Raw genomic sequence first — 25,428 nt, forward strand, 5'->3', positions numbered from 1 at the left:
CGTGAAAAGATGTGCCACACGCCGGAAGTGCAGGTGTTCCCCGCAAAGCTGGCGACTGACTGCCCCTAGAGGTCCGCCTCCTCCCCCACATCGTCGCTCACCTCGGGTTCGACCGCGCCCACGCCCACCCGCCGCCGTTTGCGGAGCATGGCGGGTTCCTTGTCGAGATTGAAGACGAAGTGCCGGGGCCGCCGCTCGCGCAGCCACGTTTCCAGCGCGACGAGGCGGGGGCGGAAGCGGATGAACTCGCGCAGTTGCCGGATGGGGACGAACTTGGCCTCCTGTACGTCGCGGTCGGGGTCGCGCGGCCCCAGCGTCCCGCCGACCTCCCGCCCGGTGTAGAAGAACTGAAGGTGATGGCCCCACGTCTGCGCCTGGAACTCCACGATGAAGGCGAGGTCGCGCAACTCCACGACGAGGCCCGTCTCCTCGTAGGTCTCGCGCCGCGCCCCCTCCTGCACGAGTTCGCCCGCCTCCAGCCCACCTTTGGGCAGCGACCAGCGCCCCCGCTCGCGCACGAGCAGAATCTCGTCGCCGCGCAGCACGATGCAGCCCACCCCGATGCGCGGCTCGGCGAGCGGACGCTTCTGCCCGCGCTTCTGGGGCGCGGCGGGAATGGGCACGCTCGTCACCGCCGGAGCTGTCCCAGCCGGGGCCGGGCGCACGTTGCGCCGCCGCCTGCGCCGCCGCTGCCCGCCCGCGCCGCCCGTCGCCGTCTTCACGTCGTCCGCCATCAGACACCCTCCGGCGCGAGGTCGTTGAAGCGCACGTGAGCGGAGTGGAACTGCAACTTCACCGTGCCGACCGGGCCGTTACGCTGCTTGCCGATGATGATCTCGGCAATTCCTTGTTGGTCGGTCTCTTTGTTGTAATACTCGTCTCTGTAGATAAACATGACGATATCTGCGTCCTGCTCAATTGCGCCGGAGTTGTGGCTCACGAGGCCGTCCGCGAGCCAGGAGGCCGGGCCGGGTACCGTGAGGTCGTAGACGGTCTCCTCCCCGGCGGGCGTCACGCTCACCACCTCGTCCCAGGAGAGGTCGTTCTGCGCCCACTCGCGCAGCACCTCGTCTTCCAGCAAGTCGGCGTACTCCAGCGCCACGGCCCTGGACGGGGCGAACGAGAAGTGCGCGTTTCCGCCGTAGGCCGTTCCTCTCCGGGCCGCCATCTCCCGGTGAGTGACGCCGCGCTCGCGCATGACCGAGCGCACCCGGTCGAAGACCTCTCCCGACAGGGTGTCCACGTTCGTGTTGCCGGGGCGGGAAGCAAGCAGCGCCCGCAGCCGCTCCCCCACCTCCACGCGCGGCCCGAAGGTGCCCACGCGCTCCAGAAAGGCGAGTTGCGCCCCCGTCCCGCTCACGTCCACATTCCAGACGGGCCGGGTCCCCTGCGGAACCGCCCTGAGCCGCGCCACAATCCCGAAGCGCAGCAGCAGCGCCGCCACGTCCCGTGCCAGTCCCTCGCTGCACGTGGCGAAGTACACCCGGCTGGAGCCACCGCGTTCCCGAACGTGGATGCAGCCGTCCGTGGCCCACAGATGCCGCAGGAAGGTCGCCACCAACCCATCCGGCAGGGTGAATATCTCCACTGGAACACGCTTCTCGGCGGAACGCTGCCCGAAGATGCCCAGGTTCTTGAGCCACGCACCCACACCCGCCGCCTGCCAGCGGGTCCCATTCCCGCTGATCACAAGCTGATGCCAGTTCCCGCGCCCGGCGTGACGGCTGACGGTGGACCCCAGCCCCTCCGCCGCGCGAGTCACGAGGCTGCTGTTCTCCTCGGAGGCGGTCGTGTAGCGGAGCGGCTGCCCCCTCAGGAAGCTCCCGTCGCCGATCAGGTGGGCGAGGAGGGCCACCCGGTCCCCCGTCCACTCGCCCGGCGCGGCCCCCACGGGTTCGGGCACGCGCCGCGCCAGGGCCACGCGGTCGCCGGGCCGCACTTCGTCCAGCGTGACCCAACCGCCCAAACGGTAGACGCGGTGCCCGCCCGTCGCGCGCAGTCGCCGCCCACTCCGCGTCACGAGGTCCAGCACGGGCCGCCGCCCGACCTCCCACACGAGGTCGCTGCGCGCGGGCACGATCCGTCCGTCCTCGCGCATCGCCAGGACCTCCGGCGTCTCCCCCACGAGGTCCCGGATGGGCACGCGCCGCCCGTCCGCCAGCGTCACCAGCGTGTCACCCGTTACACACTCGCGCAGGTCGGAGAGCATCGGCCTATGGTTCGGCCTCTGCTCTACAGCACGGCTCAACTGACTTAAAACCATGACCGGCACTTCCAACTCACGCGCGAGTCCCTTGAGTCCGCGCGAAATGGTGCTGATTTCCTGCTGCCGATTGTCACTTCCGCCGTTGCTCTTGCCGCCCGACATGAGTTGCAGGTAGTCGATGACGACGAGGCCGAGTTGCCCGTGTTGCGCGGCGATGCGGCGGAGCTTGCTCCTCAGCGCGTTGAGGGTCAGGTCCGGTTCGTCGTCGATGACCATCGGGGCCTCGGCGAGACGGCCCGCCGCGTGAGCCAGCCGCTCGAAGTCGCGCTCGTTGAGCTGCCCGCTCCGGATGCGGTTCATGTCCACCCGCGCCTCGCTGCACAGCATCCGCAGGGCGAGCTGCACCGAGGGCATCTCCAGGCTGAAGACCGCGACCGTCTTCTCACCGCGCAGGGCGACGTTTTGCGCTATAGACAGCGCGAACGCGGTTTTTCCCATACTAGGCCGCGCCGCCAGCACGTTCAAGCTCCCCTTCTGCAACCCGCTGATCTGCTCGTCGAGGTCCTTGAAGCCGCTGCTCACGCCGTCGGGAATGCCCTTGTTGGCGTGCAGGAGGGTGATGTACTCGAAGGTGTCGTGGACGACCTCGCTCATCTCCTGAAAGCCCTCGGTCTTCTTCTGCTGGGCGACCTCGAAGATCAGCTTCTCGGCGCGGTCGAGCAGGTCCTCCAGGGGCAGTTGCGCCTCGTAGGCGAGTTGCATCGCCTTGCCCGACGCGCTGATGAGCTGACGCAGGGTGTGTTTTTCCTGCACGATGCGCGCGTAGTGCTCGGCGTAGGCGGCGGTGGGCACCTGATCCGCCAGCCCGATGAGGTAGGCCAGCCCGCCCACCTCGTCGAGCTGCCCCCGCACCCGCAGGTCCTCGCTGAGGGTCACGAGGTCCACCGGCTCGCCCCGCTCCTGAAGGATTCGCATCGCCGCGAAAATCTTGCGGTGGCCCTCCCGGTAGAACATCTCGGGGCCGACCGTATCGCCGAGCTGGGCGAGGGTGTCGTTGTCGAGCAGGATGCTGCCCAGCACGCTGATCTCGGCGTCGTTGCTGTGGGGGGGAACACGCGGGGTGAGTTCCAAAGTCGGGGCCTCTCTTTGCAATCTGGTCAGGCACGCCAGGCCGGACGCGGCACCCCAGGCGGGAGGCGCGCGGCAGATGGCGGAAATGAACTGGGTGGGCCAGCGTCGGCCCATTCGCCCGGCGGCGGGCCAGGCTGAACTGCCGCGCATCATACCACCCCGCCCCGCGCCGTATCCCCCACCCCCCCGGCTGCCCCGCTCCTCACGTCCACCTCAGTAAGAGGCTTGTTAGGAGCGCCCACATAACCTTTTCTCAGCAAGGACGGGAGACACCCGGACCTGCAACGCCATCCCAGACCCGACGGAACATCTCCCGATTCCTTATCCCGACGGTCCACCAGGAGAGAAGACATGAAGAACCAGAACCGCACCCAGGGCTTCACCCTCATCGAGCTGCTCATCGTGATCGCTATCATCGGTATCCTCGCGGCGGTCCTCATCCCCAACCTGCTCAGCGCCCGTGGTAAGGCCAACGAGAGCGCCGCGCAGAGCTTCGTCCGCAACACCGTGACCGCCGTCGAAACCAACCGCGACAGCGTGACTGGCAAGCTGATGAAGGCTGACAAGACGGCGATGGCTGCCAACGCCACGGAGGACTGCACGGTGGCTCAGGGTAAGACGGCGACCGAGCTTCCCGCTGGCGTCACGTCCTGCGTCGTTACGGCTGGCACCGCCGACAACTACACCATCGCTCTCGTGATGAACAGCGGCGTCAAGTTCGACTACGACGGCAGCAAGATCAGCAAGTCGTAAACCAACATAGCAGCGCTTGAAGAGGGGTTAGCCCCTCTTTTTTCATATATGGAGTAAACATGCGAAAGACGGCTCGTCAGTCGGGCTTCACCCTGATAGAGCTTCTGATCGTCCTGGGAGTTATCGTGCTTCTCGCCTCGTTCGTCTTCCCTAACGTTCTGGCCTCACGCGCCAAAGCCAACGACCTCGCCGCCCGCGCCTACGGCAAGCAGCTTTTCGGGCACGTGACGGCGTGGGTAGCCGAGCAGCCGGGAGACAGCACGAGTCACCTGCTGCCGGATTGCACTGCTCCCCAGTACCTCGCGCAAGGAGCGCCCAGCTCCCCGCCGCTCGGGGTGACAAAATGTCAGGTTCAACAACTGGGAAGCGCCCGCTACCTCGTCAGAGTGACCACCGTGAACGGTAAAGTCTTCGACTTCAATCAATAGAGGTTACAGGGCAGAAGGGGCGCTCTCCAAACGGGGCGCTCCTTCGCACTTTATTTAAACCACCCCCAACCGCTTCTCTTCCTCGTATACCCGCTCCAGCCCGAACTCCTTGAGGAGCGTCTGGTAGGAGGTGCCCTTCAACTCCGCCAGATGCCGCAGCCGCCGCTCCAGGTCGGTGCTCAGGCGGATGCTGGTGGGGTTAGACTTGCGGGGCATCAAGCTCAAGGTGAGATCACCCTCAACCCAGGGAAAGCCAGTTGCTAATGCTGTGGGTCCAGCGTGACCAGGCAGGTACATGTCTGCTGTGCATGAGCACCGACGATGAAGTCAGCCAGCAGTCGTCGAGGGAGACCACCGCCGCTTGCCTTGCGGCGCAGGGCATACTGGCCGTATCCCCGCCCCGTCTCCTCTCAGACCGTGAGCGGCAACTGTTGATCGAGCGTCACCTCGGTGCTGAGCAGAAATTGCCAGAGATGCGCGACGGAGGCTCCCGGCCCGGCCAGCAGTTCGGCATACACCACTGGACAGATCACCAAAGAATGCGTTTGGCGGAGCGTACCCAGCAGACCAGCCACGCGGAGCGCAGACGGCTCACGGCGGAGCAGGGTATTCAGGATGTTGGAGTCGAGCGCCGCCCGGTCGGTCGTCAAGTGGCGTCCTCTTCCTCACCGCGCAATTCACGGGTAAAGCTTACGGCGTCCTGCCCTTCCGGCAAGGGGGGAAGGGTGCCGACCCAGGCGGTGAACGGATTGTCCCCCGCGCTGACAAGGCCACGTCCCGCCGCCAACACCGCCTCCGGCAGTTCGACGGCCTCACCCTCGTGCAACCCCAGTTGGGCCGTCACCTCGGCGGGAAAGACGAGTTGTCCGTCCTTGACTGTGCCCCGGATGTTCGTCATGGCCTCCTTATTGTAGAGGGGAACGAATGGTGTCCGAACGACCACCCGCATACCCCGCGCTACCCTCTTCCCCATGACCACCTTCGCCCTCAAGGAATGGGATACCCAGTGTCAGGCCGTCACCACCGGGAAGACCGCCCTCCTCGTCCGCAAGGGCGGCATCATGGAGACGCACGAGGGCTTCGAGGTCGAGCACCGCGCCTTTCTCCTCTACCCCACCTTCCTGCACCAGAACCCGGCGGAGCTGCGCCCGGAGTTCACACCCCTCCTGCGCGACGATCCCGATCCCGGCCAGATCATCCTTCCCGCGCTGGCTGAAGTGGTGGCAGTCCACAAGGTCGAGTCGTTGGAGCAGGCGCTCGCGCTGGAGCCGTACCAGGCGTTGACGGCGGGAGCCATCGAGCGCCGATTCCACTACCGGGGCCGCCCGTGGGTCCACGCCCTGCTGCTGCGGGTGCGCCCACTCACCACTTCCCTGCGGCTGCCCGAGACGCCCCAGATGCTCGGCTGCGTGAGCTGGGTGCCGCTGGGTGAGCTGGACGTGCAGGCCGGGCCACCCGTGCTCGGAGACGAGGAACTGGGGCGGCTGCGAACGGAAGTTGAGGGGGCGCTCGGCGTGTAGCTGCTCCTGCGAGCTTGGCTGGTCGCTGGAAGCTGGCGGCCCATCACATGGAGGAGGGAGAGGCCCGCAAGCCTCCCCCTGTCGGTGCCGCGCCGGAACCTACTGGGCGGCGATGGCGTCGAGGTCGTAGTTGTTGAGCAGGGTGGTCTGGACGCTGCCGCCGCTGTAGAGGTTCCAGCCGCGCTTGGTGCCGTTGAAGAACTGGTTGTCGCGCTGGGCGAGGACGAGGAGCTTGCCGTTGTCGCGGCTGAGCACCGTGTCGCCCGTGTTGAAGCGGTTGTCGCTGTTGGCGTCGCGGAAGACGATCACGCGGTAGGTGCCGTAGGGTACGTTGGTGGGCAGGTCGAGCGCGAAGCCGCCCGTCAGGAACTTGTCGATGACCTGCGATTGGGTGCCGTCGGCGGTGTACTGGCCGTTGTTGAAGCCGACGAGCGCGAGGCCGAGGTTCTGGTTGGCGGAAAAGCCGCGCAGTTGGCCCGTCACGTCCTTCTTGACGGGGTTGCCCGCGAGGGTGCAGGAACTGAGGGCGACGGTGCCGAGGGCCGCGAGAGCGAGAAGCTGTTTCATGGGAAGACCTCCTGTGGTGATGGCCCTACCGTAGCCCCTGGATTGGGGGATGAGCTACAGGGCAAGCCTTCCCGCTGGACTCACGGGCCATTCATAGAAGGCCGAATTCTCCCTTGACACCTGACGCGGCGTTGAGGAGACGGGGGCGGTAGACTCCCCCCCATGCAGAGTCAGCCTCCCTTCACCGCGCTCGCCGCCGTGTACGACGCAATTATGGCGGACGTGGAATACGACCACTGGGCCGACTTCGTGCTGACCTACGCGCGGGACGGGGGGCTGGAGGCGCGCTCGGCCCTGGACCTCGCGTGTGGGACCGGGGGACTGACGCGGGAACTCCTGGCGGCGGGCCTGCGGGTACATGGGCTGGACGGCAGCGCCGAGATGCTGCGGGTGGCCCGAGGGCGGCTGGGGCCGGGGGTGGCCCTCTCCGTCGGCGACCTCCGCACCTTCGACCTGGGGGAGACGTTCGACCTCGTGACCTGCGTGTTCGATAGCCTGAACAACCTCCTCACGCCCGCCGACCTGGGGGCGGCCCTGGCGCGGGCGCGGGCACACCTCCACCCAGGCGGCCTGCTCGCCTGCGACCTGAACACGCGAATCGGGGTGCGCGACCTGTGGGAGGGTGACGCCGTGGAGGGGCTGGCGCGGACGCCGGACGGGCGTGAGGTCCACTACCACTGGTCGCACCACCACGACGCGGAGGCCGACCTCGGTGTGGTCCAGGCCCTGTGCCGGGTGCAGGACGACCGGGGCGGCTGGGAGGAGTTCGTGGAGGTCCACCGCGAACGTGGGTACGACCCGGCGGACCTCGAACCGCTGCTGCGAGACGCAGGATTCGACCGCTGGGAGATTGTGGAATACCCGGACTACGCGCCGCCCTCGCCGGACACGCCGCGCGTGTGGGTCTTCGCGTGGGTGGGCGCGTGAGCGGGCCAGTTCCGGTCCTCGGGGCCGGGGGCTGGGGAACAGCTCTGGCCGTCGCGGTCACGCGGGCGGGGCGGCGGGCGACCCTCTGGGCGCGGCGGGCGGACTTCGCGGCCCGGCTCGGCGAGGTGCGCGAGAACCGGGAGTACCTGCCGGGCGTGACCCTGCTGGACGGGGTGGGCGTGACGGCAAACCTGGGGGAGGCAGTGGCGGGGGCCGACTTCGCCCTCGTCGTCGTGCCGAGCGTGGGGGTGCCGGAACTGCTGGAGGGGCTGCCGCGTGAGTTGGGCGTCGTGCTGTGCGCGAAGGGCCTCGCGCCCGACGGGCGGCGGCTGACCGAGTTGGCGCGCGAGATGGGCTTTCTCCGCGTCGCCGTCCTCAGCGGCCCCAACCACGCCGAGGAGGTCGGGCGCGGCCTGCCCGCCGCGACGGTGGTGGCGAGTACAGATACGGCGCTGGCGGCGGCGGTGCAGACGGCCCTCGTCTCCCCCAGCCTGCGGGTGTACACGAGCACGGACGAGGTGGGCGTGGAACTCGGCGGCGTGCTGAAGAACGTGATCGCGCTGGCGGCGGGCATGGGGGACGGCCTGCGGCTGGGAGACAACGCCAAAGCCACCCTGATCACGCGCGGCTTGCGGGAGATGGGCCGCTACCTGCACTCCCTCGGTGCCCACGAGGACACCGTATATGGCTTGAGCGGCCTGGGCGACCTCGTGGCGACCGCGACGAGCCGCCACAGCCGCAACCGTGCCGCCGGGGAGGCGCTGGCACGCGGCGAGAGTCCGGCGCAGGGCGGCAAGGTGGTGGAGGGCCTGCGGACGGCGGGCCTGCTGGACGCCTGGGCCAGCGCCCACGGCCACGACCTCCCCATCGTGCGGGCGGTGGCGCGGGTGACAGGCGGGGAGTGGACGCCGGAGATGGGCCTCGCGCACCTGATGGAGCGGGACGCGAAGGCGGAGCTGGAGACGTGAAAGAGTCTAGAGGGCTGGGCAAGCGCGGTCCTCTTCCCCTCTCCCGCTGATATACCAAAAGCAATTATGGAAACATTCGAGACCAAAGCTCTGCACTTCGCCTTCTACCTCACCGAGCGCAACACTTACGAGGGCACGATGGGGCAGGGCTACGTGGAGGCCCGCGCCGCCGACATCCGCCGCACCTACAACATCCTGTGCGGTCTGGACCCCGAGCATAAGCCCGCCGCCGCGCCCGCCCGCAAGCCGCCCACCCGGCGCAAGGTGGCGGACTCCACCGACTCAGCCAAGTTGTAGTCGTCGGTGAATGACGTGGAGCCGGGCGACCTTCTGACCGCCGCCGAGGCGTTCGCGCGGCCCTTCTATGCCGAGGCCCACCGCGCCTACCACAGCGCGGAGCATGTGCGGGCGGTGCTGGAGGCGCTGGACTCACGCGGGTTGCTGACCCCAACCCTCGCCCTCGCCGTCTGGGGTCACGACTTCATCTACAACCCACGGGCAAGCGACAACGAGGAGCGGAGTGCGGAGGTGTTCGGGAAGTGGTTGCGTGAGCAGGGCGCATCCTCAGAACTTATGGCCGAGGTCCGCCCCCTCATCCTCGCCACGAAGCACGCGGCTCCTCCGACGACCCGCGCCGAAGCCCTCCTCGTGGACGCTGACTTGAGCATTCTGGGTGCGGACGAGCGGACGTTCGCCGCCTACGACGCGACCATCCGTCGGGAATATGCCCACGTGCCGGGTCCGCTCTACAGCATAGGGCGGCGGAAGGTGCTGCGCGGCTTCCTCGAACGGGAGCGCATCTTCACCACGCCGGAGTTCACGGAGTTGGAGGGGCGGGCGCAGGTCAATCTCACGGCAGCCCTCAAGAGGTTGTAACGAAAAAACCGCCCCACGTGGAGGCGGTCTTCGTCCTTCTCGGCGTTCAGTCGGCGGCGGTGCCGTGCTGCCCGGCCTGGACGTTCTGCTCTTCCTTCTCGCGCTCCAGCTTCGCCTTGATCTTCTTGAGGCGGAAGCTTTCCTCGCGCTCGCGCTGGTCGAGGACGCCGCGAATGAAGCGGATGTCGTCCTGGATGCCGGGAATCACGACCTGCTCCAGCGCGTTCACGCGGCGGGAGGTCTTCTTGATCTCCTCGCCGATGCGCCGCAGCTTCGTCTCGGTCGCGGCGACCTTGACGATGGCCTCCATCACGCCGCCGAAGTCGGTCGCCGCCTGAATGGTCCGCGCGCCGACGTTGATCGGGCTGAAATTGACCTGCTGCGAACGCTCGGGAATGTCGATCTTCGGCACCTTCACGCCGTAGATGCTCTCGATCTGCATCTTCACGGCGTAGTCCCCGCTGCCCGCGAGGCTCAGGCTCTCCACCGCCTCCGGGCTGTCCCACGCCTTCGCGCCGAACAGGCTGGTATACGCGCCCTTGCTCACGCCGCCGAGCTGCTCACGGGCGGCCAGCGCGTCCTTCACGAGCGCGAAGAACTCCCCGATCAGGGCGTCCCGCTTGCGCTTGAGGAGGTCCGCGCCGCCCGAGGCCGTCTTGAGGCTGGCCTTGCTGGCGAGCAGGGCGGAGCGGGTGGGGCTGATCTGTCCTGCCATGATTCCACCTCCTTCGTCGGTGAAGCGATCAGCGGTCAGCCCTCAGCTTTCAGCAAGAAGAGACTGATGCTTCAGCTTATCTTGCTGACTGCTGAAAGCTAATTGCTGAAGGCTTTAAATCCGGTTCCCCCGCCACATCTCGTCCACCTTCGCCCCGTAGAACTTGTCGATGGAATCCTTCGAGAGGCGGGTGAGCTGGCTCTGGGGCAGCTTGGAGAGGATGGCCCACGCCACCGTCAGGCTGTCCTCGATGGAGCGGTCCTGGTCGCCCTGGCCGATGAAGTACGTCTCGAAGTCGTCGGCGAAGCGCAGGTACAGCTTGTCGGTCTCGGTCAGCGCGTCCTCACCCGTGATGGCGACGAGCTTGCGGAGGTCGAGGCCGTTCGCGTAGGCGGCGAAGAGCTGGTCGGAGACGTTCTTGTGGTCGGCGCGCGTCTTGCCCTTGCCGATGCCGTTGCCCTGGAGACGGGACAGCGACGGCAGGGGGTTGATCGGCGGGAAAATGCCCTTCGCGTTCAGGCCACGGTCCACCACGATCTGCCCCTCGGTGATGTACCCGGTCAGGTCGGGGATGGGGTGGGTGATGTCGTCGTCGGGCATCGACAGAATCGGAATCTGCGTGACTGAGCCGGGCTTGCCCTGCACCACGCCCGCGCGCTCGTAGAGGGAGGCGAGGTCGGTGTACATGTAGCCGGGGAAGCCGCGCCGACCGGGAATCTCCTCACGCGCGCCGCCGATCTCACGCAGCGCCTCGCAGTAGTTCGTCAGGTCGGTCAGGATCACGAGGACGTGATAGCCCTGCTCGAACGCGAGGTACTCGGCGGTCGTCAGCGCCATACGGGGGGTGAGCAGCCGCTCCACGGCGGGGTCGTCCGCGCGGTTCAGGAAGAGGACCGACCGGGCCAGCGCCCCCGTGCGCTCGAACTCCTGCGTGAAGAACGAGACCTCACGCTGGGTCAGGCCCATCGCCGCGAACACCACCGCGAAGTCGCCCTCGTGGCCGGGCACCTTCGCCTGACGGGCGATCTGCGCCGCGAGTTCGTTGTGAGGCAGACCCGAGCCGGAGAACACCGGGAGCTTCTGCCCGCGAATCAGCGAGGTCTGCACGTCGATGGTGCTGATCCCCGTCTGGATGAACTCCTCGGGCTTGGCGCGGGCTGCCGGGTTCATGGGCTGCCCGTTGATCGAGAGGCGCTGCTCGGCGACCACGGCGGGCAGCCCGTCGATGGGACGGCCCAGCCCGTCGAAGCGGCGACCGATCATCTCCCGGCTCACGCCGAGGCGGGCTACGTCCTCCACGAGGCTCACCGAAGCGGTGGCGAGGTCCAGCCCGCGCGTCTCCTCGAACACCTGGATGACGGCGTTCTGGTCGGACACCGAGATGACCTGCCCGCCGCGCGTCCGGCCCGTGCCGTCGCGGATATCCACGATGGCCCCGTAGGCGAGGTCCGAGGCCGCGTTCACGAACAGCAGCGGCCCGGAGATGTACGCGACATCGTTGTATTCCTTCTTCAGGAGGGTCACGCGCCCACCCCTCTCGCGGCAGTTTTGAAGGTCGTGTCGAGTTCGTCCATCACGCTCTCGCCGTAGGCGTTGAACTCACCCTCGGCCACATAGCGGGCGCGCGACAGCCTCTCGATCACGGGGTTGCGGATGATCTCGTCGATGGTGGCCCCCTGCTTCAGCGCGGCGTCGGCCTCATCGTAGAACTTCAGCATCATCTTCATCAGGCCGTAGTTCTTGGGCATGGAGGCGCTGGCGTCCACCGGGTCGAAGCCGTTCTGCTGGAGGAAGTCCTGCCGCAGCATCCGGCCCGCCTCGATGACGAGACGCTCCTGGTCCTGAAGGGCGTCCGGGCCGACGAGCTGCACGACCTCCTGCAAAGACGCCTCCTGCTGGAGGATGTTGCCGATGCGCTGGCGCAGTTCGGGGAAGTCGCGCCCCACGTTCTCGCGGTACCACGAGTCGAGGATGGGCGTGAACAGCGAGTACGAGCCGTTCCAGTTGATCGCGGGGAAGTGACGGCGACGGGCCAGGCCCGCGTCCAGACGCCAGAACGCGCCCGTGATGCGGAGGGTCGCCTGGGTGACGGGTTCGGACATGTCGCCGCCCGCCGGGGACACGGCCCCGATCACGGACACCGCGCCGTCCTCGCCCGCGAGGGTCTTCACCGCGCCGGAGCGCTCGTAGAAGGCGGCCAGCTTCGCGCCCAGGTAGGGCGGGTAGCCTTCTTCTGCGGGCATCTCCTCCAGGCGGGAGGAAATCTCGCGGAGCGCCTCGGCCCAGCGGCTCGTCGAGTCGGCCATCAGCGACACGCTGTAGCCCTGGTCGCGGAAGTACTCGGCGAGGGTGATGCCCGTGTACACCGACGCCTCACGCGCGGCCACCGGCATGTTGGAGGTGTTGGCGATCAGGATCGTGCGCTGCATCAGCGGGTTGCCGGTCTTGGGGTCCTCTAGCTCGGGGAACTCCACCAGCACGTCCGTCATCTCGTTGCCGCGCTCGCCGCAGCCCACGTACACCACGATGTCGGCATTGCCGTACTTCGCCACGCTCTGTTGCGTCACCGTCTTGCCCGAGCCGAAGGGGCCGGGAATCGCCGCCGCGCCGCCCATCACGAGGGGGAACATCACGTCGAGAATCCGCATCCCCGTGAGGAACGGCAGGCTGGGATCGAGCTTGCGGGCCACCGGACGCGGCGCGCGGACGGGCCAGTAGTGCGCCATCCGCAGCTTCGTGCCGTCCTCCAGCTCCGCGATGGTGTCGTCGATGGTGTACTCGCCCGCCGGGACGATGCTCCGCAGGCGGCCCTGCGCCTCGGGGGGCGTGAGAATCTTGTGCGTGAAGGAGAACTCCGGCACGGTGCCCAGGATGGAGCTGCCCGTGACCGTATCGCCCACCCCCACGCTCGGCGTGAAGCTCCACGTCTTCGTCCGGTCGAGGCTGCTGACCTCGATGCCGCGCGCGATGAAGTCGCCCGACGCCTCCCGAATCTTGTCGAGGGGGCGCTGGATGCCGTCGTAGATGCCGTTGAGCATCCCCGGCCCGAGTTCGACGGACAGCGGCAGGTTGGTCGTGACCACCGGCTCCCCGACCGTCAGGCCGCTCGTGTCCTCGTACACCTGCACGAAGGCCGTGTCGCCGTCGAGGCGAATGATCTCGCCCACGAGGCGCTCGTTGCCCACGCGCACAATGTCGTACATCTTCGCGCCGTACATGTGATTGGCGATCACGGCGGGGCCGGCGATGTTCTGCACGACGCCCTGCTTGTTCTGCGTCATCATTTCTCCTTCGGAGAGGTCGAGAGGTCGAGGGGTCAGTAGTCTAGAGGGTGCTCAGGACGGCGTTTGTGCCTTTTCTCGACCCCTGGACTCCTCGACCCCTCGACCTAGAGCTTGATATCGAACCCGATAGTCTCCCGCACCAGCTTGCCCATGTACGCCTTGGCGTCCACCGTGTCGGTGGCGAAGGCGTCCCTGAGGCTGGGGATGGGCAGCAGGATGGGGAGGTCGCGGCCCCGCATCACGCGGGCGGTGGCCGCCCCCGGGTCGGGAATGAGGCCCGTGTCCACGGCGACGAGGCCGTACCGCCCCTCCGTGATAACCCGTTCGAGTTCGCGCACGGCGGTCTCGGGGATCGCCTCGATGACTTCCGCGCCCGCGAGGCGGTAGCCCGTGGCGGTTTCGGCGTCGGCGAGGACGGCGACCCGCTGGGTTTGAGCGCCCGTTCCGGCTTTGGCGGTCATGCCTGCACCTCCCGGCGAATCTGGTCGGTGGCGAGGTTGTAGAACTTGCCCCGCCCGATCAGCCGCAGCTTGGCGATCTCTATTTCCTTGCGGCGCAGGAAGTCGAGGATCACGCCCACGCCCTCGGGGTCGCTCATGGACGTGTTGCGCGCGGCGCGGTCGAGGGCGGCGCGGGCCGCGACCTCGGCCTCCTCCAACGACGGGGCGTCGAGGATAGCCGCCGCGTCCGGCAGACCCCCCGCGTCCCCGCCCGCCAGACGGCTGTACCCGCCCGCGTCGAGGTGTCCGCCCGGCACGAAGAGGTTGGGATCGAGCGCCTGCCCGCGCGTGCCACGGACGATCAGGGCATTCCGCACGTCGATCTCCCGGCCCAGGTAGCGGCGCAGGCTGGTATTGCGCGCCACCGAGAGGGCGTAGCGGTAGTAGCCCTGGTCGAGCGCGACCTCCAGATCGAGGAGGCGGTTGCTCGCCCCGTAGGCGGCGGCCCCGTCGCGCATCGAGCGGGCGAGCGGGTGCCCGCTGACCGCGATGGCGGTGGCGGCGCTCGCCAAGTCGGTGCTCTGTGCGGCGGCCTGGAGGGCGGCGGGCTTGATGGTCCCGCCGGGAATCAGCCCCTCCAGAATCGCGTCGGTGCCCCGGCCCCTCACGATGCCGCGCGCAATCGTCTTGAGGTTGATCAGGTCCCAGCGCATCAGCAGGACCTCGATCTCCCGCCGCGCCTCGCCGTCCGCGAAGCCCAGGACCCGCCGGGTGGTGGCGAAGAGGTTCTGCGAAAGCGCCCGGTCGAGTTCGGGCAGGCCCGCGCCCTCGCCGGTCGTCTCGCGCAGGTTGGCGGCGAGGTCGGTTTCGGTGAGGACGCGCAGGAACTCCTGGTAGCTGCCCGCCGCGAGCGCGGAGTCGAGCGCGCGACCGTCGAGCAGTTTGGTCCGCATCACGCGGACGCGCGTATTGATATAGGCGTAGTCGTCGGGCATGGGCGCAGCCGACCCCCTATTCCCCGGCGAGCAGGCGACTGACCTGCGGGGCGAGTTCGGCCTTCACGCGCTCCAGGCGACCGCCCAGCGTGTTCGTGATGCCGCTCTTGCCACCGCGCGCCAGCAGCCGCACGCCGCCCCGGATCGCCGGGTTCTCCCGCACGGGCAGGTCGGGCACGAGTTCACGGGCGAGCGCGACCTCCGCCGGGTTGACCTCCACCGCCTCGGCATCGGGGATGGCCTGCCGGGCCTCGGTGATGAGGCGGCCCAGGATTTCGCGGTACTCGGGGGCCTGAGTGATGCCCTGGAGGTACTGCTCGACCATCCCGTACACCTGCCCCAACCCCTGCTCGCCGGCGTTCAGCCGGGCGGCGCTGAGTTCGAGGTCGGCGGAGGAGCGGGCGCGCACCAACCCGGCCTGACGCTGGGTTTCCAGGGCGCGGGTGCGGCTGTCGATGAGGGACTGGGCACGTTCGCGCGCCCCGGCCAGAATCATCCCGGCGCGGTCGCGGGCCTCGGCGCGGACGCGTTCGATCTCCGCCTGCGCCTCGTGTTCGAGGAGCTTGTCGAGCGCCATCTCAGTTGAGGATGAACAGCGCGAGGAAGCCGAAGATCACGAGCGTCTCGGGAATCAGGAAGTACAGCAGCAGGCTACCGGCCTTGCTGGCGTCCTCGGCGACCGCGCCGACGAGGCTGGAGCCGATCCGCGCCTGCGCGATGCCGGTGCCCACCGCGCCGAGGCCGAGGGCCAGACCCGCGCCGAGCGCCCGCAGGCCACGGTAGGTTCCGTCGTCGCCCGCTCCCGCCTCCTGCGCGAGACCGGTCGTGGCGAGGGCGAGGACGAGGGAGGCGAGGACGATCTTGTTGTACTTGGTCATGGGTAGGCTCCTGTTTTACTTACCTGCCCCACTCGTGGGGCTGAGGCGGCGAAGGGGGTTGTAGGCGGGGCTGGTCTCGGCGTTGAAGCCGGTGGGGTTCAGGAACTCCACCATATGCAGACGCAGCGGCTGGACGATGTGGCCGATGAGGGTCAGCGCGAGGACAAAGGAGTGGAGCAACACGCCGAGCACGATGCCCAGGATGATCCCCAGGAAGCCGATGCGCTCGTACATGCTCCAGCCCACGTCCGAGCACAGCTTGGCGAGGATCGCGGAGACCAGCCCGACCGCGAAGATACGGGCGTAGCTCACGACCGCGCCGCCCTGCGACAGCAGCTCGATGGGCAGCAGCGGGAAGTGACGGATGACGCGAATCCAGCCGACGAGAAACAGCGCGAAGCCGAGGTACATCACCAGGATCAGCGGGTTGGCGAAGTTGGTGAACTGCCCGAAGTCCTTGCCCGCCTGCGTGGCGAAGGCCATGCAGATCAGCGCCAGCACGCCGCCGAAGAGGGCCAGGCCCTCCCAGGTGTGGGTGGCGTCCCGGTGCTTGATCCCCTGCTGGATGCGGATGCCCCACCCCCACAGCACTTGCAGGATGCCGAAGAGCAGCGCGAAGACGAGCGCCACGTTCGAGAAGTATTCGGTCTCCAGACGCGGGAAGAGCGTCGGGATCAGCCCGTAGTGCTCCTCGCCCGCGTGGGCCTCGGCGCGGATGCCGGTCCAGCCCCACAGGTTGTTCACGAGGTTGGGGTCCACGTAGAAGAGGTGGAGGTGCTCGCCGAGCGTGCCGAACAGCTCGCCCGTGATGACACCCCACAGGATGCTCCACGCCGCCATCACGTTCGTGACGAACGAGAGGTTACGCAGCGTCGCGGGCGGCACGTAGGCCCCGAAGAAGCTCAGGTCCCAGCCCTCGTTCCGCCGCGCCTTGCCGCCCAGCCACAGGCCGAACAGCAGGAACAGCAGGCCATAGCCCACGTCCGCGATGATGATGCCGAAGAAGAGCGGGAAGAAGACGGCCACGACCCAGGTGGGGTCGAAGGTCCCGTACTTCGGCAGGCTCATCAGCCCCATCACGACCTGGAAGGGCCGGACGTAGCCGTTGTTCTTGAGCTGCACGGGCACGGCGGCGTCGTGGTGCTCGTCCACGGGGTGAAACTCGTAGCTCACCGCGTCCCCGAACCCGCCGAGCGCCCCCGTCAGCGCGGGCACCCGGTCGGCGGGCACATAGCCCTGCATGGCGAGGCTGTACTTGCCCCGCGCGGACACGGCGCGCACGTCGTGAATCGCCACGCGGTCCTTCAACGCGTCGCGCACGGCGAACAGCAGCGGCCCGTGCGCCTGCGCGAGGCGGTCGCGGTCCTCGGTCAGCCGCCGCGACCGCTCGGCCCCGCCCGTCCGCACCCGCTCCAGCTCGGCGGCGGCCTCGGAGAGGGGCATCCCGTCGAGGCGGCCCGGCAGCCGCAGCTCACCGAGGCGCACCCGACCGAGCGCCCCACGGGCCGCGTCCCGGTCGCCACGCAGGGTAGCGATCAATCCGACGCGGTTGACGCCCACCGTCTCCGTCGCCAGCGCGTAGCGCTCGGGGAGCGCCGATGCCAGCGCGGCGTCGAGGTCGGCGAGGTTGTCGCTGGGCTGGAGGAGGAAGGGCACCACGGCGAGGCGGCGGCTGCGGTCCAGCCCCCCGGCGAGCCGGGCGAGGGCGCGCACCGCGTCCCCGTAGGCGGCCTCCGCGTCGAGGTCCGCCTGGAGGTCCTGGCGTTGACGGGCGAGGGTCGAGACGGGACCCGCCGCGTCCTCCACCACGCGCTCCCACTCGCCCTGGGCGGGCAGCGGGGCGGGCGCGGGACGGTAGGCCCCGAGTTCGGCGATGGTGCTCTCCGCGCGGGCCAGGAGCCGCTCGTCCTCGCGGCGGGACTGGGCGTCCTGCCCGGCGAGCGAGCCGGTGGAGAGTGGGCCGCCCGTGATGGGCCGCAGGTGCAGGACCCCGGCGTCTTGCAGCGCCGTGATGACCGCCTCGCTGTCGCGCTTGCGAACGGCGATCACGACCTGCTGCATGGGGTTGATCACGGCAGCACCGCCCGCAGGATCAGCTCGGCGGCCTGCTGGACCCGCCCGCTCGCCCGCTCACGGGTGGCCTGGGTGCCCTGCTCGGCCTGCTGGCGGGCCTCGTCGCGGATGCGCGCGGCCTCGGCCTGAAGTGCCTGCTCGCTCTCGGTCTGCATGGCCTGGGCGCGGGCCTGGGCCGCCTGCACGATGCGCGCGGCCTCGGCCTCGGCGGCCTCGACCTCCCGCCGCGCGTCCTCACGGGCCGCCTCGATCTGCGCGTCCAGGGCCGCCTCACGGCTCGCCAGCTCACTCAAGACTCGACTGGAAACGTCCAAATCCCTCCTCCTTTCCTCTCACAACATCGTCCTTGCGTGGCTCGGAGCCACCCCGCCCCAAAAAACCCCCGTCGAAGGGACCGGGTGTGCGGGGTGCGGTGAACGTTCTGCGTTGGCCCGACCTTTGGAATGGCGTCAGACTCGTGGAGCATCCTAACACAGCCTTCTTTCCCGCCCCGGAGGGCCAAGCGTCCCGCAGTTCATGGGGGAGGTGACAGGAGCGGCCCCCCGCGCCCGTCCTCCTGGGGGTGAGAACAGGGCGTGGACTGTGTGCTCAAGTCCGTCTGGAAAACGGTTCTTACATTCTGACCGTGGAGGGCGGCTGAGGGACGACCACAACGAGTCGGGGAACGTCTTCACCGTCCAGAAGAAGGACGAGCGGTGTTCGTCACCCCTCTCCCCGGTCCTCTCCTGCAAACGCCTGATGTGAATTGCGAATAGAGTGAAAGGAGCGTTTTTATCTTCTGGCAGGAGGACGAGCGTCGCTCGTCACCCCCTCCCCGACCCTCCCCCACAAGGAGGGAGGGAGAAAAGGGCACGTCTGGCGCGCTGGGTTTCTATTCCACATCAGGCCTTACAAGAGGAGAGAAGAAGCACGCCGACTTCCCATCACGTATCAGACATTCAGGAGGAAGGGCGAACGAGGCTCTTCGTCCTGCGTCCAGGACCCCTCTCAACCACGCCCTCACATGCCCGGCGCGAGTTTCTTCTCGTTCACGGGGGTCAGGGCGGCCTGATCCTCCTCCCCGGTGCGGATGCGGACGACCCGTTCGAGCGGCTGGACGAAAATCTTGCCGTCCCCGACCTCGCCCGTCCTGGCCCCGCGCAGGATGGCGGCGACGGCGGTTTCCACGAACGGCTCGGACACGGCGATGCGGAACTCCACCTTGTCGCGGAACTCCACCATGACGCGCGTGCCCCGGTACTGCTCCACGATGACCTGCTCGCCGCCGTGCCCGGAGACGCGGCCCAGCGTGATGCCGCTGATGCCCGCCTGGAACAGCGCCTCCTTGACCTGCTGCACCCGCTCGGGGCGCACCACCGCCGTGATCAGTTTCATGGCTCAACCGTACCCCAACGTGGGCGGTCACACTTCACGACGGCAAGTCCCGCCACCGGGGATGCGGTCGGTGGCGGGACGGACGTGGAGGTTCTGGATTAGGGGGAGTGCGGGGTTGGGATCGGTCAGTCGCCGCCGAGGAAGACGGGGGCACCGAGGCCGGTCTCGTTCTCGCTGTAGCCCTGCTCGCTGTGGGCGCTGATGTCGATGCCCGCGACCTCCTGGCTGGCAGGGACCCGCAGCGGCATGACCAGCCCGACGAGCCGCAGCAGGATGAACGAGCCGATGCCCGTGTAGAGGATGCTGGCGACCACGCTGATGATCTGCGTGATCATCTGCTCGCCGATGGGCTTGCCGCTGCCCGTGGTCCACGCGAGCGCCCCGGTCAGCAGCGCCCCGACGATTCCGGCGACTCCGTGGCAGGCGAACACGTCGAGCGCGTCGTCGGCCCTCAGGCTGTGCTTGTACTGCACGACCCAGAAGCTCGCGGTCGCGCCCAGCACGCCCACGATGACGGCGGCCCAGGGGGCGACGAAGGCACAGGCGGGCGTGATGGCGACCAATCCGACGACGAGGCCGGTGGCGGCACCCACGGCGGTCGGCTTGCCGTTGCGGCTGCTCTCCCACGCGAGCCACGTCAGCAGCGCGGCGGCGGGGGCGATCAGGGTGGTGATGAAGGCGAGACCCGCCGTCTGCCCGGCGGCGAGGGCGCTGCCCGCATTGAAGCCCATCCAGCCGAACCACAGCAGGCCCGCGCCGAGGAGGACGAAGGGGACATTGTGCGGCACGTGCGCCGTGCGGGGGTAGCCCATGCGCGGCCCGAGCACGAACGCCGCCACGAGGGCCGAGACGCCCGCCGCGATGTGGATGACGGTGCCGCCCGCGAAATCCAGCGCCCCGTCCTTGAATAGCCAGCCGTCGGCGCTCCAGACCCAGTGGGCGAGCGGCGCGTAGATCAGCAGGCTCCACAGCCCGCCGAAGAGGATGAACGCCCCGAAGCGCATCCGCTCCACGACCGCGCCGCTGATCAGGGCGAGCGCGATGATGGCGAACATCGCCTGGAACGCCGCGAACACGTAGGTCGGGATGGTGCCCGTGAGCTGGTCTTTCAGCCCCTCCAGCCCCAGGTTGCCCAGGCCGCCGACGAGCGCGTTGCCGCCCGCCCCGAAGGCGAGGGTGTACCCGGCGAGCATCCACAGGACGCCGACGAGGCCGATGGACACCACGCTCATCATCATCGTGTTCAGCACGCTCTGAGCGCGGGTCAGGCCGCCGTAGAAGAAGGCGAGGCCGGGCGTCATGAGCAGCACGAGCGCCGCCGAGACGAGCATCCAGGCGGTGTCGCCGGAGTTCAGCGTGGGCGTCTCGGCCTGCGCGAGGGCCGCGCCACCCAGCAGGGGCAGCAGGGGCAGACCTTTTTTGATCAGGTCGGTCTTGATCATCTGGAACTCCTTAGACCGGGACGCCCGGCGTGAGCTTCTTCTCGGTGACGGGGGTCAGGGCGGCGGCGTCCTCCTCGCCCGTGCGGATGCGGACCACCCGGTCGAGCGACTGAACGAAAATCTTGCCGTCGCCCACCTCACCCGTGCGGGCCGCCGTGCAGATCGCGCGGATGGCGATCTCCACGAACGGCTCGGAGACGGCCATGCGGAACTCCACCTTGTCGCGGAACTCCACCATCACCCGCGTGCCCCGGTAGTGCTCCACGACCTCCTGCTCGCCGCCGTGCCCGGAGACGCGGCCCAGCGTGATGCCGCTGATGCCCGCCTGAAACAGCGCCTCCTTGACCTGCTGCACCCGTTCCGGGCGCACGACCGCCGTGATCAGTTTCATGGCGTCTCCTTTTTTCCGCTCAATTTGCAGTGTTCGCATCCCTGCATGGGGTCAGCGTAGGAGCGGATGTGTAAGGTGTCAATCTGTTCTTGATCAGATGTCCAGATTTTATCTAACATTCTGACGAGAGCGGTCTAGAGGAGCGGGGCAGCCAAAAGAAGGGAGAGGCGATTCGCACCTCTCCCACTCGGTCTTGAACTCCCAGGAGTCGTGGGGCTTCAAGCCACTGCACGGTCCCGCCGTCGCCCCCACATCCGAAAGGCGAGGACGAGGACGCCCACCACGCCCAGCGCGGCGAGGAGGGGCGCGAAGACGGCGAGGAGGCTCAGCGTCAGACTCAGGCCGTCCTCGGCGGTGCTGAGAACCGGATTGGCGAGGCCGCCCGTCGTGGCCGTCGCCACCGGGCGCAGCGCCGCCCGTGTGCCGTGGACGCCGCCCGTCACGATCAATCCCAACGCGAGGCTCAGCGCCGGGGGCACGTCCGCCACGCCCGCCTGCGCCGCGAACAGCACCGCGCCCGCCGAGGCGTTCACCACGCCGCCGACGAGGTGCAACACGTGGTCCACGCCCGGAATCTTGTCGCCCACGAAGTCGAGCAGGCCGAGCACGCCCACACCGAGCAGCACCCAGGTATTGCCGAGCAGGTCGAAGGGCGCGGCGAGGTCCAGCACGCCGAAGCGCGAGAGGAAGCCCACCACGAGCAGGGGCACGAAGGCGTTCAACCCGGCGGCCCCCGACAGACCGAAGGCCGACAGCAGGCCGGAGAGGAGGTCCATAGGACAGAGTACGCGGTGCGGTGAGCAGGGGGCGGGTGTGGGCGAGGAGATGGACGGGATGAGGAGCTGAGGGTTGCCCCGAAGAGCAGTGGGCCGGAGTGGGGAGTCCTCGGCGACCTGCCCGGCGCGGCGCTCACCCCGGCCCGGCCTCCTTTGTCCCCCGCCGCCCGCGCTAGCCTGCCCGCATGACCGCCCGCACGCCCGCCGCCCGACCATCCCCCCTGCCCGCCTTCCTGCTGGGGTGGGGGGTGGGGGCGCTGCTGTTCCTGGTCGTGCGGACCGTGGGGCTGGCGCTGCTGGAGGGGCCGTGTACGGGCCGGACCACCCTCGCCCTGCTGATGCCGCTCGTGCTGGGGCCGGGGGGGCTGGCCCTCACGGCGACGAACTGGGGGCGGCCCCGGCGGGTGGCGCTCGGGCTGGGGCTGGTGGTGGCGTCCTTTCTCCCGGCGCTGGCGGGCGGAGTGCGCGACCTCGGCGTGCTGCGGGCGACGGGCTGCGCGGGCGGCTACGTGGTCGTCGCCCCGGCGGGGCAGGGGTCGGTGGCGGAAGTGACCCTGCGCCCCGGCGAGACGCTGAATCTCACGGCGCGGGTGGGCGGCTATACCCCGCAGACGCATCCCGGCCCCTTCGCCCTGAGCGCGGCGAGCACCAACCCCAACGTCGTCCCCACGCTCCCAGGGCGGCGACAGGCCCCGGCGGGCGAGGCCGTGCCGCTCGCCTTGCGGGTGACGCCGGACGCCCCACGCAACAGCTACACGGTGACGGTCCAGGGCACCCAGCGGCGGGACGGGCAGACGTTCACGGCGGTGGGAACATTGACGGTGAATGTCAGTCGCTGAGGGGGCGCAGGGGTCCCCAGTAGAGAGCTGAGACGGGCTGACGGTCCTTCCTATTTCCTCCCGGAACAGCCGAGGTGAGCCTGACCTCGCACACCGCGAACCTCGCGCGACTGGGGGAGCGGGTAGGCTGGAGGGTGTGAACGTGGCCGAACTCTCCAGCCTGAGCCTCCAGACCTTCCTGACCATGCTCGTGGTGATGGACCCCATCGGCCTCGCGCCCATCTTCATCGGGCTGGCGGGACGCAGGCCGAGCTTCGAGCGGCGGCGGGTGGCGATCAAGGCCACGCTTGTGGCGGGCGGCATCATCCTCGTGTTCGGGCTGGCCGGGCGCGAGCTGCTGGACCACCTCGGCATCAGCCTGAGCGCCTTCCGGATCGCGGGGGGCATCCTGCTCTTTTTAATCGCGCTCGATATGGTCTTCGCGCGCCCCAGCGGCAGCAAGGAGACTCCGGAAGAGGAGCGCGAGGCGCAGGACCGCCCCGATATCAGCGTCTTTCCCCTTGCCATCCCGCTCATCGCCGGGCCGGGCACGCTGGCGAGCATCATGATCCTCGCGGGCGACGCGCACGGCAGCCCGCCCCTGCTCGCGGCGGTGCTCCTCGTGACCTCCTTCGTGCTGGGGCTGTGTTACCTCGCCCTGCGCCTCAGCGGCCAGATCGCCCGCGTCATCGGCCTGACGGGCGTCCACGTCGTCACGCGCGTCCTCGGCGTGCTGCTGGGTGCCCTCGCCGTGCAATACGTGGCGGACGGCGTGCTGGAGTTCCTGCGGGGCGGGGCGGAGACGACTCTCGCCGCGTTCGGGTGGGCGGGGTAGACGAACGGCCCACTCTATCCTCCTCGCCCTTCACGTCTACAAAAAGCGGCTCAAGCTCAGCTAAGCCACTCGGCGCAACATTCGGGGACGCGCCAGACCCTAGAATGCGGGCTGTGAACCCCACAGCGAGCGTGACGAGAGAGGAGGCGCGCGGGATGCGCGTGGCGGCGGACCTGAATGCCCCACGGGTCTTGGTCCTGAACGCGTCGTACGAACCCCTGCACGTGACGAGCGCCAAGCGCGCCATCACGCTCGTGCAGTACGGCGTGGCCGAGGTGCTGGAGGCGAGCGACGACGTGGTGCGCTCGCCCTCCACGGTGCTGCGGGTTCCCAGCGTCATCCGGCTGCGGCGCTACGTGCGGCGACCGCGCGTCCACCCGGTGCCCTTCAACCGCCGCAACGTGCTGAGGCGCGACACCTTCGCCTGCCAGTACTGCGGCGCGCCGGATGACCTCACCCTCGATCACGTCATGCCGAGGTCGCGCGGCGGGCGTCACGCGTGGGAAAACGTCGTCGCCGCCTGCCGGGGCTGCAATCAGCGCAAGGGCAACCGCACCCCCGACGAGGCCGGAATGCCCCTGCGGACCCGCCCCCGCGCCCCCACCTTCGGCGTCTACGCCCACGGCCAGTTCGCCCACTGGCAGCAGGAGTGGAGCAAGTACATCCACGAGCGGGGCTGAGAAGCGGTCAGTCAGACAGATAACGGTTCAAAGGAAAGAGGAGTGGAGAGACCAGATGGTGCCTCCCTCTCCTCTTTTGTTCTCCCCTGCTTACGGAGCAGTAGTTTACAGGGGGTGTAATTAGCTCAAAACTGCACTTAACATAGTTCCTCAGTCTTTTCGAGGTGTTTGACCTTTATGCTTATAAATCTTTCATCCGTTTTAAAAGGCATATTATTCTCGCGAAGACAAGCTTCTAGACCGCTGTTTAATTGAGCGGGAAGTTTCACAATTCGCTCTCCTGATGTATAGGAGCGCCAGGCAAGTATGGCTCCTGTGGTAACTATAGCTAAAACAAGTAAAGGCACTCCCACTTTGGCTAGCACATCGCTGTCCTTAGTAGCCTAAAGGCCAGTAGTAGCTATATGTGTTACTTGGTACAAGTCTATTCCAGTAATGCTTTTCCATAATGTACATGTATCCCCAACGATCGTAATCGTAAACTAAGTTCCCTAGTGCCCAGTCACTAAGACTTTGATTGTAATATTGTATTTGTCTTCCCACATTGTTATTGTAAAGGTCCATCTGAGAGACCAAAGTACCATAGGAGGGACTCCCGGTCTCATGAGCTGTTGCTATGGTTGAAGCAGCCCAACCACCGACATGTTTATTCATTAAGGCATTCCAATATGCGTGTTGAAACGCATTCCCCTCATTGCCATCTTCATATGGTTGCCAATCGAAGCGTCTAGCAGTCTCCGCTACTGCTGTCTGAGAGTCTGCCCTTGCAATAGAACATATGATAATGCCGACGGCTACGCAGGCGATGCGCTCATCCAGGTTGATACTCGCACCATATTGAGGACTCAACTTCTCATCATTTTCCTTAACAAGATTTTTGATTAAAGCTCCTACTTCATTATATAATTCAATGTTTTGCGACACGTCAGAGTTGCTGGAAGAATTTAGTAAGCTTGTTATCTTTTCTAATTGTTCTCTTGTTAGCGAGTAAGCTGACTTAACAACATTCTGCGCTTCCGATGAATCCTTTTCCAAATTTGGATAGTGTTTGGGTTTGCTTGTAGTTGGAATGGAATCAAGCGTCCTCATCCCTGGCAGAGCGGCGGGAGTCCCTGATAGTACTGGAGCCTGTGGCCTATCTTGCCCACATGCAGAAAGAATGGCAGAAAGCGTAGTGTTGCGGGAAGGAAAGCACGACGCATCGCAGTAACTCCTAATCACTGAGAACGTAATGTCGCATGGGCGGGCGACATCTCAAAGTTCCATAAACTTTTGGCCCGTAAAGAGTATAACTGCCAAGGCGTGTATAAGGCGTGAGGGTGACCAGATGGATTTTCAATTGCACATTGAA

Annotated in this window: 30 protein-coding genes; 10 read left to right on the plus strand and 20 right to left on the minus strand. The window is 67.4% G+C overall.

What is annotated here, in order from left to right:
• Positions 1-65 precede the first annotated feature (65 nt).
• Entirely contained in the window at positions 66-734 is a 669-nt protein-coding gene (locus tag V3W47_RS13575; RefSeq protein WP_331825758.1) for an NUDIX hydrolase, read from the minus strand.
• Positions 734-3,337 (minus strand): replicative DNA helicase, encoded by a 2,604-nt coding sequence (locus V3W47_RS13580; RefSeq protein ID WP_442877229.1) that lies wholly within the window; start codon positions 3,335-3,337, stop codon positions 734-736. The genes V3W47_RS13575 and V3W47_RS13580 overlap by 1 nt, the downstream gene beginning before the upstream one ends.
• 351 nt (positions 3,338-3,688) lie before the next feature.
• Between V3W47_RS13580 and V3W47_RS13585 the strand changes: the two genes are divergently transcribed.
• On the plus strand, positions 3,689-4,090 hold the full coding sequence (locus V3W47_RS13585) for a prepilin-type N-terminal cleavage/methylation domain-containing protein (RefSeq protein WP_331825760.1): 402 nt from the start codon (positions 3,689-3,691) through the stop codon (positions 4,088-4,090).
• A 59-nt stretch (positions 4,091-4,149) separates the two neighbouring features.
• Positions 4,150-4,518 (plus strand): type II secretion system protein, encoded by a 369-nt coding sequence (locus tag V3W47_RS13590; protein WP_331825761.1) that lies wholly within the window; start codon positions 4,150-4,152, stop codon positions 4,516-4,518.
• Positions 4,519-4,572: 54 nt separating this feature from the next.
• On the opposite strand, the gene V3W47_RS13595 is transcribed toward V3W47_RS13590, so the two are convergent.
• The 3 genes from V3W47_RS13595 to mazE form a co-directional block, all read right to left on the minus strand.
• Positions 4,573-4,734 carry a hypothetical protein gene (locus V3W47_RS13595; RefSeq protein ID WP_331825762.1) on the minus strand — a complete coding sequence of 54 codons (162 nt, stop codon included), beginning with the start codon at positions 4,732-4,734 and terminating at the stop codon, positions 4,573-4,575.
• Between the two features lie 194 nt (positions 4,735-4,928).
• Positions 4,929-5,168 (minus strand): PIN domain-containing protein, encoded by a 240-nt coding sequence (locus tag V3W47_RS13600; protein ID WP_331825763.1) that lies wholly within the window; start codon positions 5,166-5,168, stop codon positions 4,929-4,931.
• Entirely contained in the window at positions 5,165-5,416 is a 252-nt protein-coding gene (gene mazE / locus V3W47_RS13605; protein ID WP_331825764.1) for a type II toxin-antitoxin system MazE family antitoxin, read from the minus strand. Before mazE ends, V3W47_RS13600 begins: the two co-directional genes overlap by 4 nt.
• A gap of 73 nt (positions 5,417-5,489) precedes the next feature.
• Between mazE and V3W47_RS13610 the strand changes: the two genes are divergently transcribed.
• Positions 5,490-6,038 carry a DUF1802 family protein gene (locus tag V3W47_RS13610; RefSeq protein WP_331825765.1) on the plus strand — a complete coding sequence of 183 codons (549 nt, stop codon included), beginning with the start codon at positions 5,490-5,492 and terminating at the stop codon, positions 6,036-6,038.
• Between the two features lie 99 nt (positions 6,039-6,137).
• Here V3W47_RS13610 and V3W47_RS13615 read toward each other — a convergent pair whose 3' ends face one another.
• The gene (locus V3W47_RS13615) at positions 6,138-6,605 is read right to left on the minus strand and encodes a hypothetical protein (RefSeq protein ID WP_331825766.1); all 468 of its coding nucleotides are present in this window, start codon (positions 6,603-6,605) and stop codon (positions 6,138-6,140) included.
• 162 nt (positions 6,606-6,767) lie between these two features.
• Between V3W47_RS13615 and V3W47_RS13620 the strand changes: the two genes are divergently transcribed.
• The 4 genes from V3W47_RS13620 (at position 6,768) to V3W47_RS13635 (ending at position 9,376) form a co-directional block, all read left to right on the plus strand.
• Entirely contained in the window at positions 6,768-7,532 is a 765-nt protein-coding gene (locus V3W47_RS13620; protein ID WP_331825767.1) for a class I SAM-dependent DNA methyltransferase, read from the plus strand.
• A complete protein-coding gene (locus V3W47_RS13625) occupies positions 7,529-8,500 on the plus strand; it encodes an NAD(P)H-dependent glycerol-3-phosphate dehydrogenase (protein WP_331825768.1) in 972 nt (323 codons plus the stop codon). Before V3W47_RS13620 ends, V3W47_RS13625 begins: the two co-directional genes overlap by 4 nt.
• Before the next feature lie 66 nt (positions 8,501-8,566).
• The gene (locus tag V3W47_RS13630; RefSeq protein WP_331825769.1) at positions 8,567-8,797 is read left to right on the plus strand and encodes a hypothetical protein; all 231 of its coding nucleotides are present in this window, start codon (positions 8,567-8,569) and stop codon (positions 8,795-8,797) included.
• A 6-nt stretch (positions 8,798-8,803) separates the two neighbouring features.
• Positions 8,804-9,376 (plus strand): HD domain-containing protein, encoded by a 573-nt coding sequence (locus V3W47_RS13635; RefSeq protein ID WP_331825770.1) that lies wholly within the window; start codon positions 8,804-8,806, stop codon positions 9,374-9,376.
• A 46-nt stretch (positions 9,377-9,422) separates the two neighbouring features.
• Here V3W47_RS13635 and V3W47_RS13640 read toward each other — a convergent pair whose 3' ends face one another.
• From V3W47_RS13640 to V3W47_RS13700, 13 genes are all read right to left on the minus strand, one after another.
• On the minus strand, positions 9,423-10,091 hold the full coding sequence (locus V3W47_RS13640; RefSeq protein ID WP_331825771.1) for a V-type ATP synthase subunit D: 669 nt from the start codon (positions 10,089-10,091) through the stop codon (positions 9,423-9,425).
• Between the two features lie 114 nt (positions 10,092-10,205).
• The gene (locus V3W47_RS13645; RefSeq protein ID WP_331825772.1) at positions 10,206-11,615 is read right to left on the minus strand and encodes a V-type ATP synthase subunit B; all 1,410 of its coding nucleotides are present in this window, start codon (positions 11,613-11,615) and stop codon (positions 10,206-10,208) included.
• Positions 11,612-13,372, minus strand: a complete 1,761-nt coding sequence (locus V3W47_RS13650) for a V-type ATP synthase subunit A (RefSeq protein ID WP_331825773.1) — start codon at positions 13,370-13,372, stop codon at positions 11,612-11,614. Before V3W47_RS13650 ends, V3W47_RS13645 begins: the two co-directional genes overlap by 4 nt.
• Before the next feature lie 107 nt (positions 13,373-13,479).
• Entirely contained in the window at positions 13,480-13,836 is a 357-nt protein-coding gene (locus tag V3W47_RS13655) for a V-type ATP synthase subunit F (RefSeq protein WP_331825774.1), read from the minus strand.
• The gene (locus tag V3W47_RS13660; protein WP_331825775.1) at positions 13,833-14,810 is read right to left on the minus strand and encodes a V0D/AC39 family V-type ATPase subunit; all 978 of its coding nucleotides are present in this window, start codon (positions 14,808-14,810) and stop codon (positions 13,833-13,835) included. Before V3W47_RS13660 ends, V3W47_RS13655 begins: the two co-directional genes overlap by 4 nt.
• A gap of 16 nt (positions 14,811-14,826) precedes the next feature.
• Entirely contained in the window at positions 14,827-15,387 is a 561-nt protein-coding gene (locus V3W47_RS13665) for a V-type ATP synthase subunit E (RefSeq protein ID WP_331825776.1), read from the minus strand.
• A 1-nt stretch (position 15,388) separates the two neighbouring features.
• Positions 15,389-15,688, minus strand: a complete 300-nt coding sequence (locus tag V3W47_RS13670; RefSeq protein ID WP_331825777.1) for an ATP synthase subunit C-like protein — start codon at positions 15,686-15,688, stop codon at positions 15,389-15,391.
• A 15-nt stretch (positions 15,689-15,703) separates the two neighbouring features.
• Entirely contained in the window at positions 15,704-17,761 is a 2,058-nt protein-coding gene (locus V3W47_RS13675; protein ID WP_331825778.1) for a V-type ATP synthase subunit I, read from the minus strand.
• Entirely contained in the window at positions 17,758-18,075 is a 318-nt protein-coding gene (locus tag V3W47_RS13680) for a V-type ATPase subunit subunit G family protein (protein WP_331825779.1), read from the minus strand. The genes V3W47_RS13675 and V3W47_RS13680 overlap by 4 nt, the downstream gene beginning before the upstream one ends.
• Before the next feature lie 685 nt (positions 18,076-18,760).
• Positions 18,761-19,135, minus strand: a complete 375-nt coding sequence (locus V3W47_RS13685; RefSeq protein WP_331825780.1) for a P-II family nitrogen regulator — start codon at positions 19,133-19,135, stop codon at positions 18,761-18,763.
• A gap of 125 nt (positions 19,136-19,260) precedes the next feature.
• Positions 19,261-20,577: an ammonium transporter gene (locus V3W47_RS13690; protein ID WP_331825781.1), complete on the minus strand. Its 1,317-nt coding sequence runs from the start codon at positions 20,575-20,577 to the stop codon at positions 19,261-19,263.
• 10 nt (positions 20,578-20,587) lie between these two features.
• Positions 20,588-20,968 (minus strand): P-II family nitrogen regulator, encoded by a 381-nt coding sequence (locus V3W47_RS13695; RefSeq protein ID WP_331825782.1) that lies wholly within the window; start codon positions 20,966-20,968, stop codon positions 20,588-20,590.
• A 218-nt stretch (positions 20,969-21,186) separates the two neighbouring features.
• Entirely contained in the window at positions 21,187-21,744 is a 558-nt protein-coding gene (locus V3W47_RS13700; RefSeq protein ID WP_331825783.1) for a DUF4126 domain-containing protein, read from the minus strand.
• 185 nt (positions 21,745-21,929) lie between these two features.
• Between V3W47_RS13700 and V3W47_RS13705 the strand changes: the two genes are divergently transcribed.
• The 3 genes from V3W47_RS13705 to V3W47_RS13715 all read left to right on the plus strand — a co-directional run bounded on the left by V3W47_RS13705 (position 21,930) and on the right by V3W47_RS13715 (position 24,077).
• The gene (locus tag V3W47_RS13705) at positions 21,930-22,583 is read left to right on the plus strand and encodes a hypothetical protein (protein ID WP_331825784.1); all 654 of its coding nucleotides are present in this window, start codon (positions 21,930-21,932) and stop codon (positions 22,581-22,583) included.
• 136 nt (positions 22,584-22,719) lie between these two features.
• Positions 22,720-23,397, plus strand: a complete 678-nt coding sequence (locus tag V3W47_RS13710; RefSeq protein WP_331825785.1) for a MarC family protein — start codon at positions 22,720-22,722, stop codon at positions 23,395-23,397.
• Positions 23,398-23,501: 104 nt separating this feature from the next.
• Positions 23,502-24,077, plus strand: a complete 576-nt coding sequence (locus tag V3W47_RS13715; RefSeq protein ID WP_331825786.1) for an HNH endonuclease — start codon at positions 23,502-23,504, stop codon at positions 24,075-24,077.
• Positions 24,078-24,452: 375 nt separating this feature from the next.
• Here the strand turns inward: V3W47_RS13715 and V3W47_RS13720 are convergent, their stop codons facing one another.
• Positions 24,453-25,166, minus strand: a complete 714-nt coding sequence (locus tag V3W47_RS13720; protein WP_331825787.1) for a DUF6973 domain-containing protein — start codon at positions 25,164-25,166, stop codon at positions 24,453-24,455.
• Between the last annotated feature and the right edge of the window lie 262 nt (positions 25,167-25,428).

Origin of the sequence: Deinococcus sp. YIM 134068, from assembly GCF_036543075.1 — a bacterium.
Lineage (GTDB): Bacteria > Deinococcota > Deinococci > Deinococcales > Deinococcaceae > Deinococcus > Deinococcus lichenicola.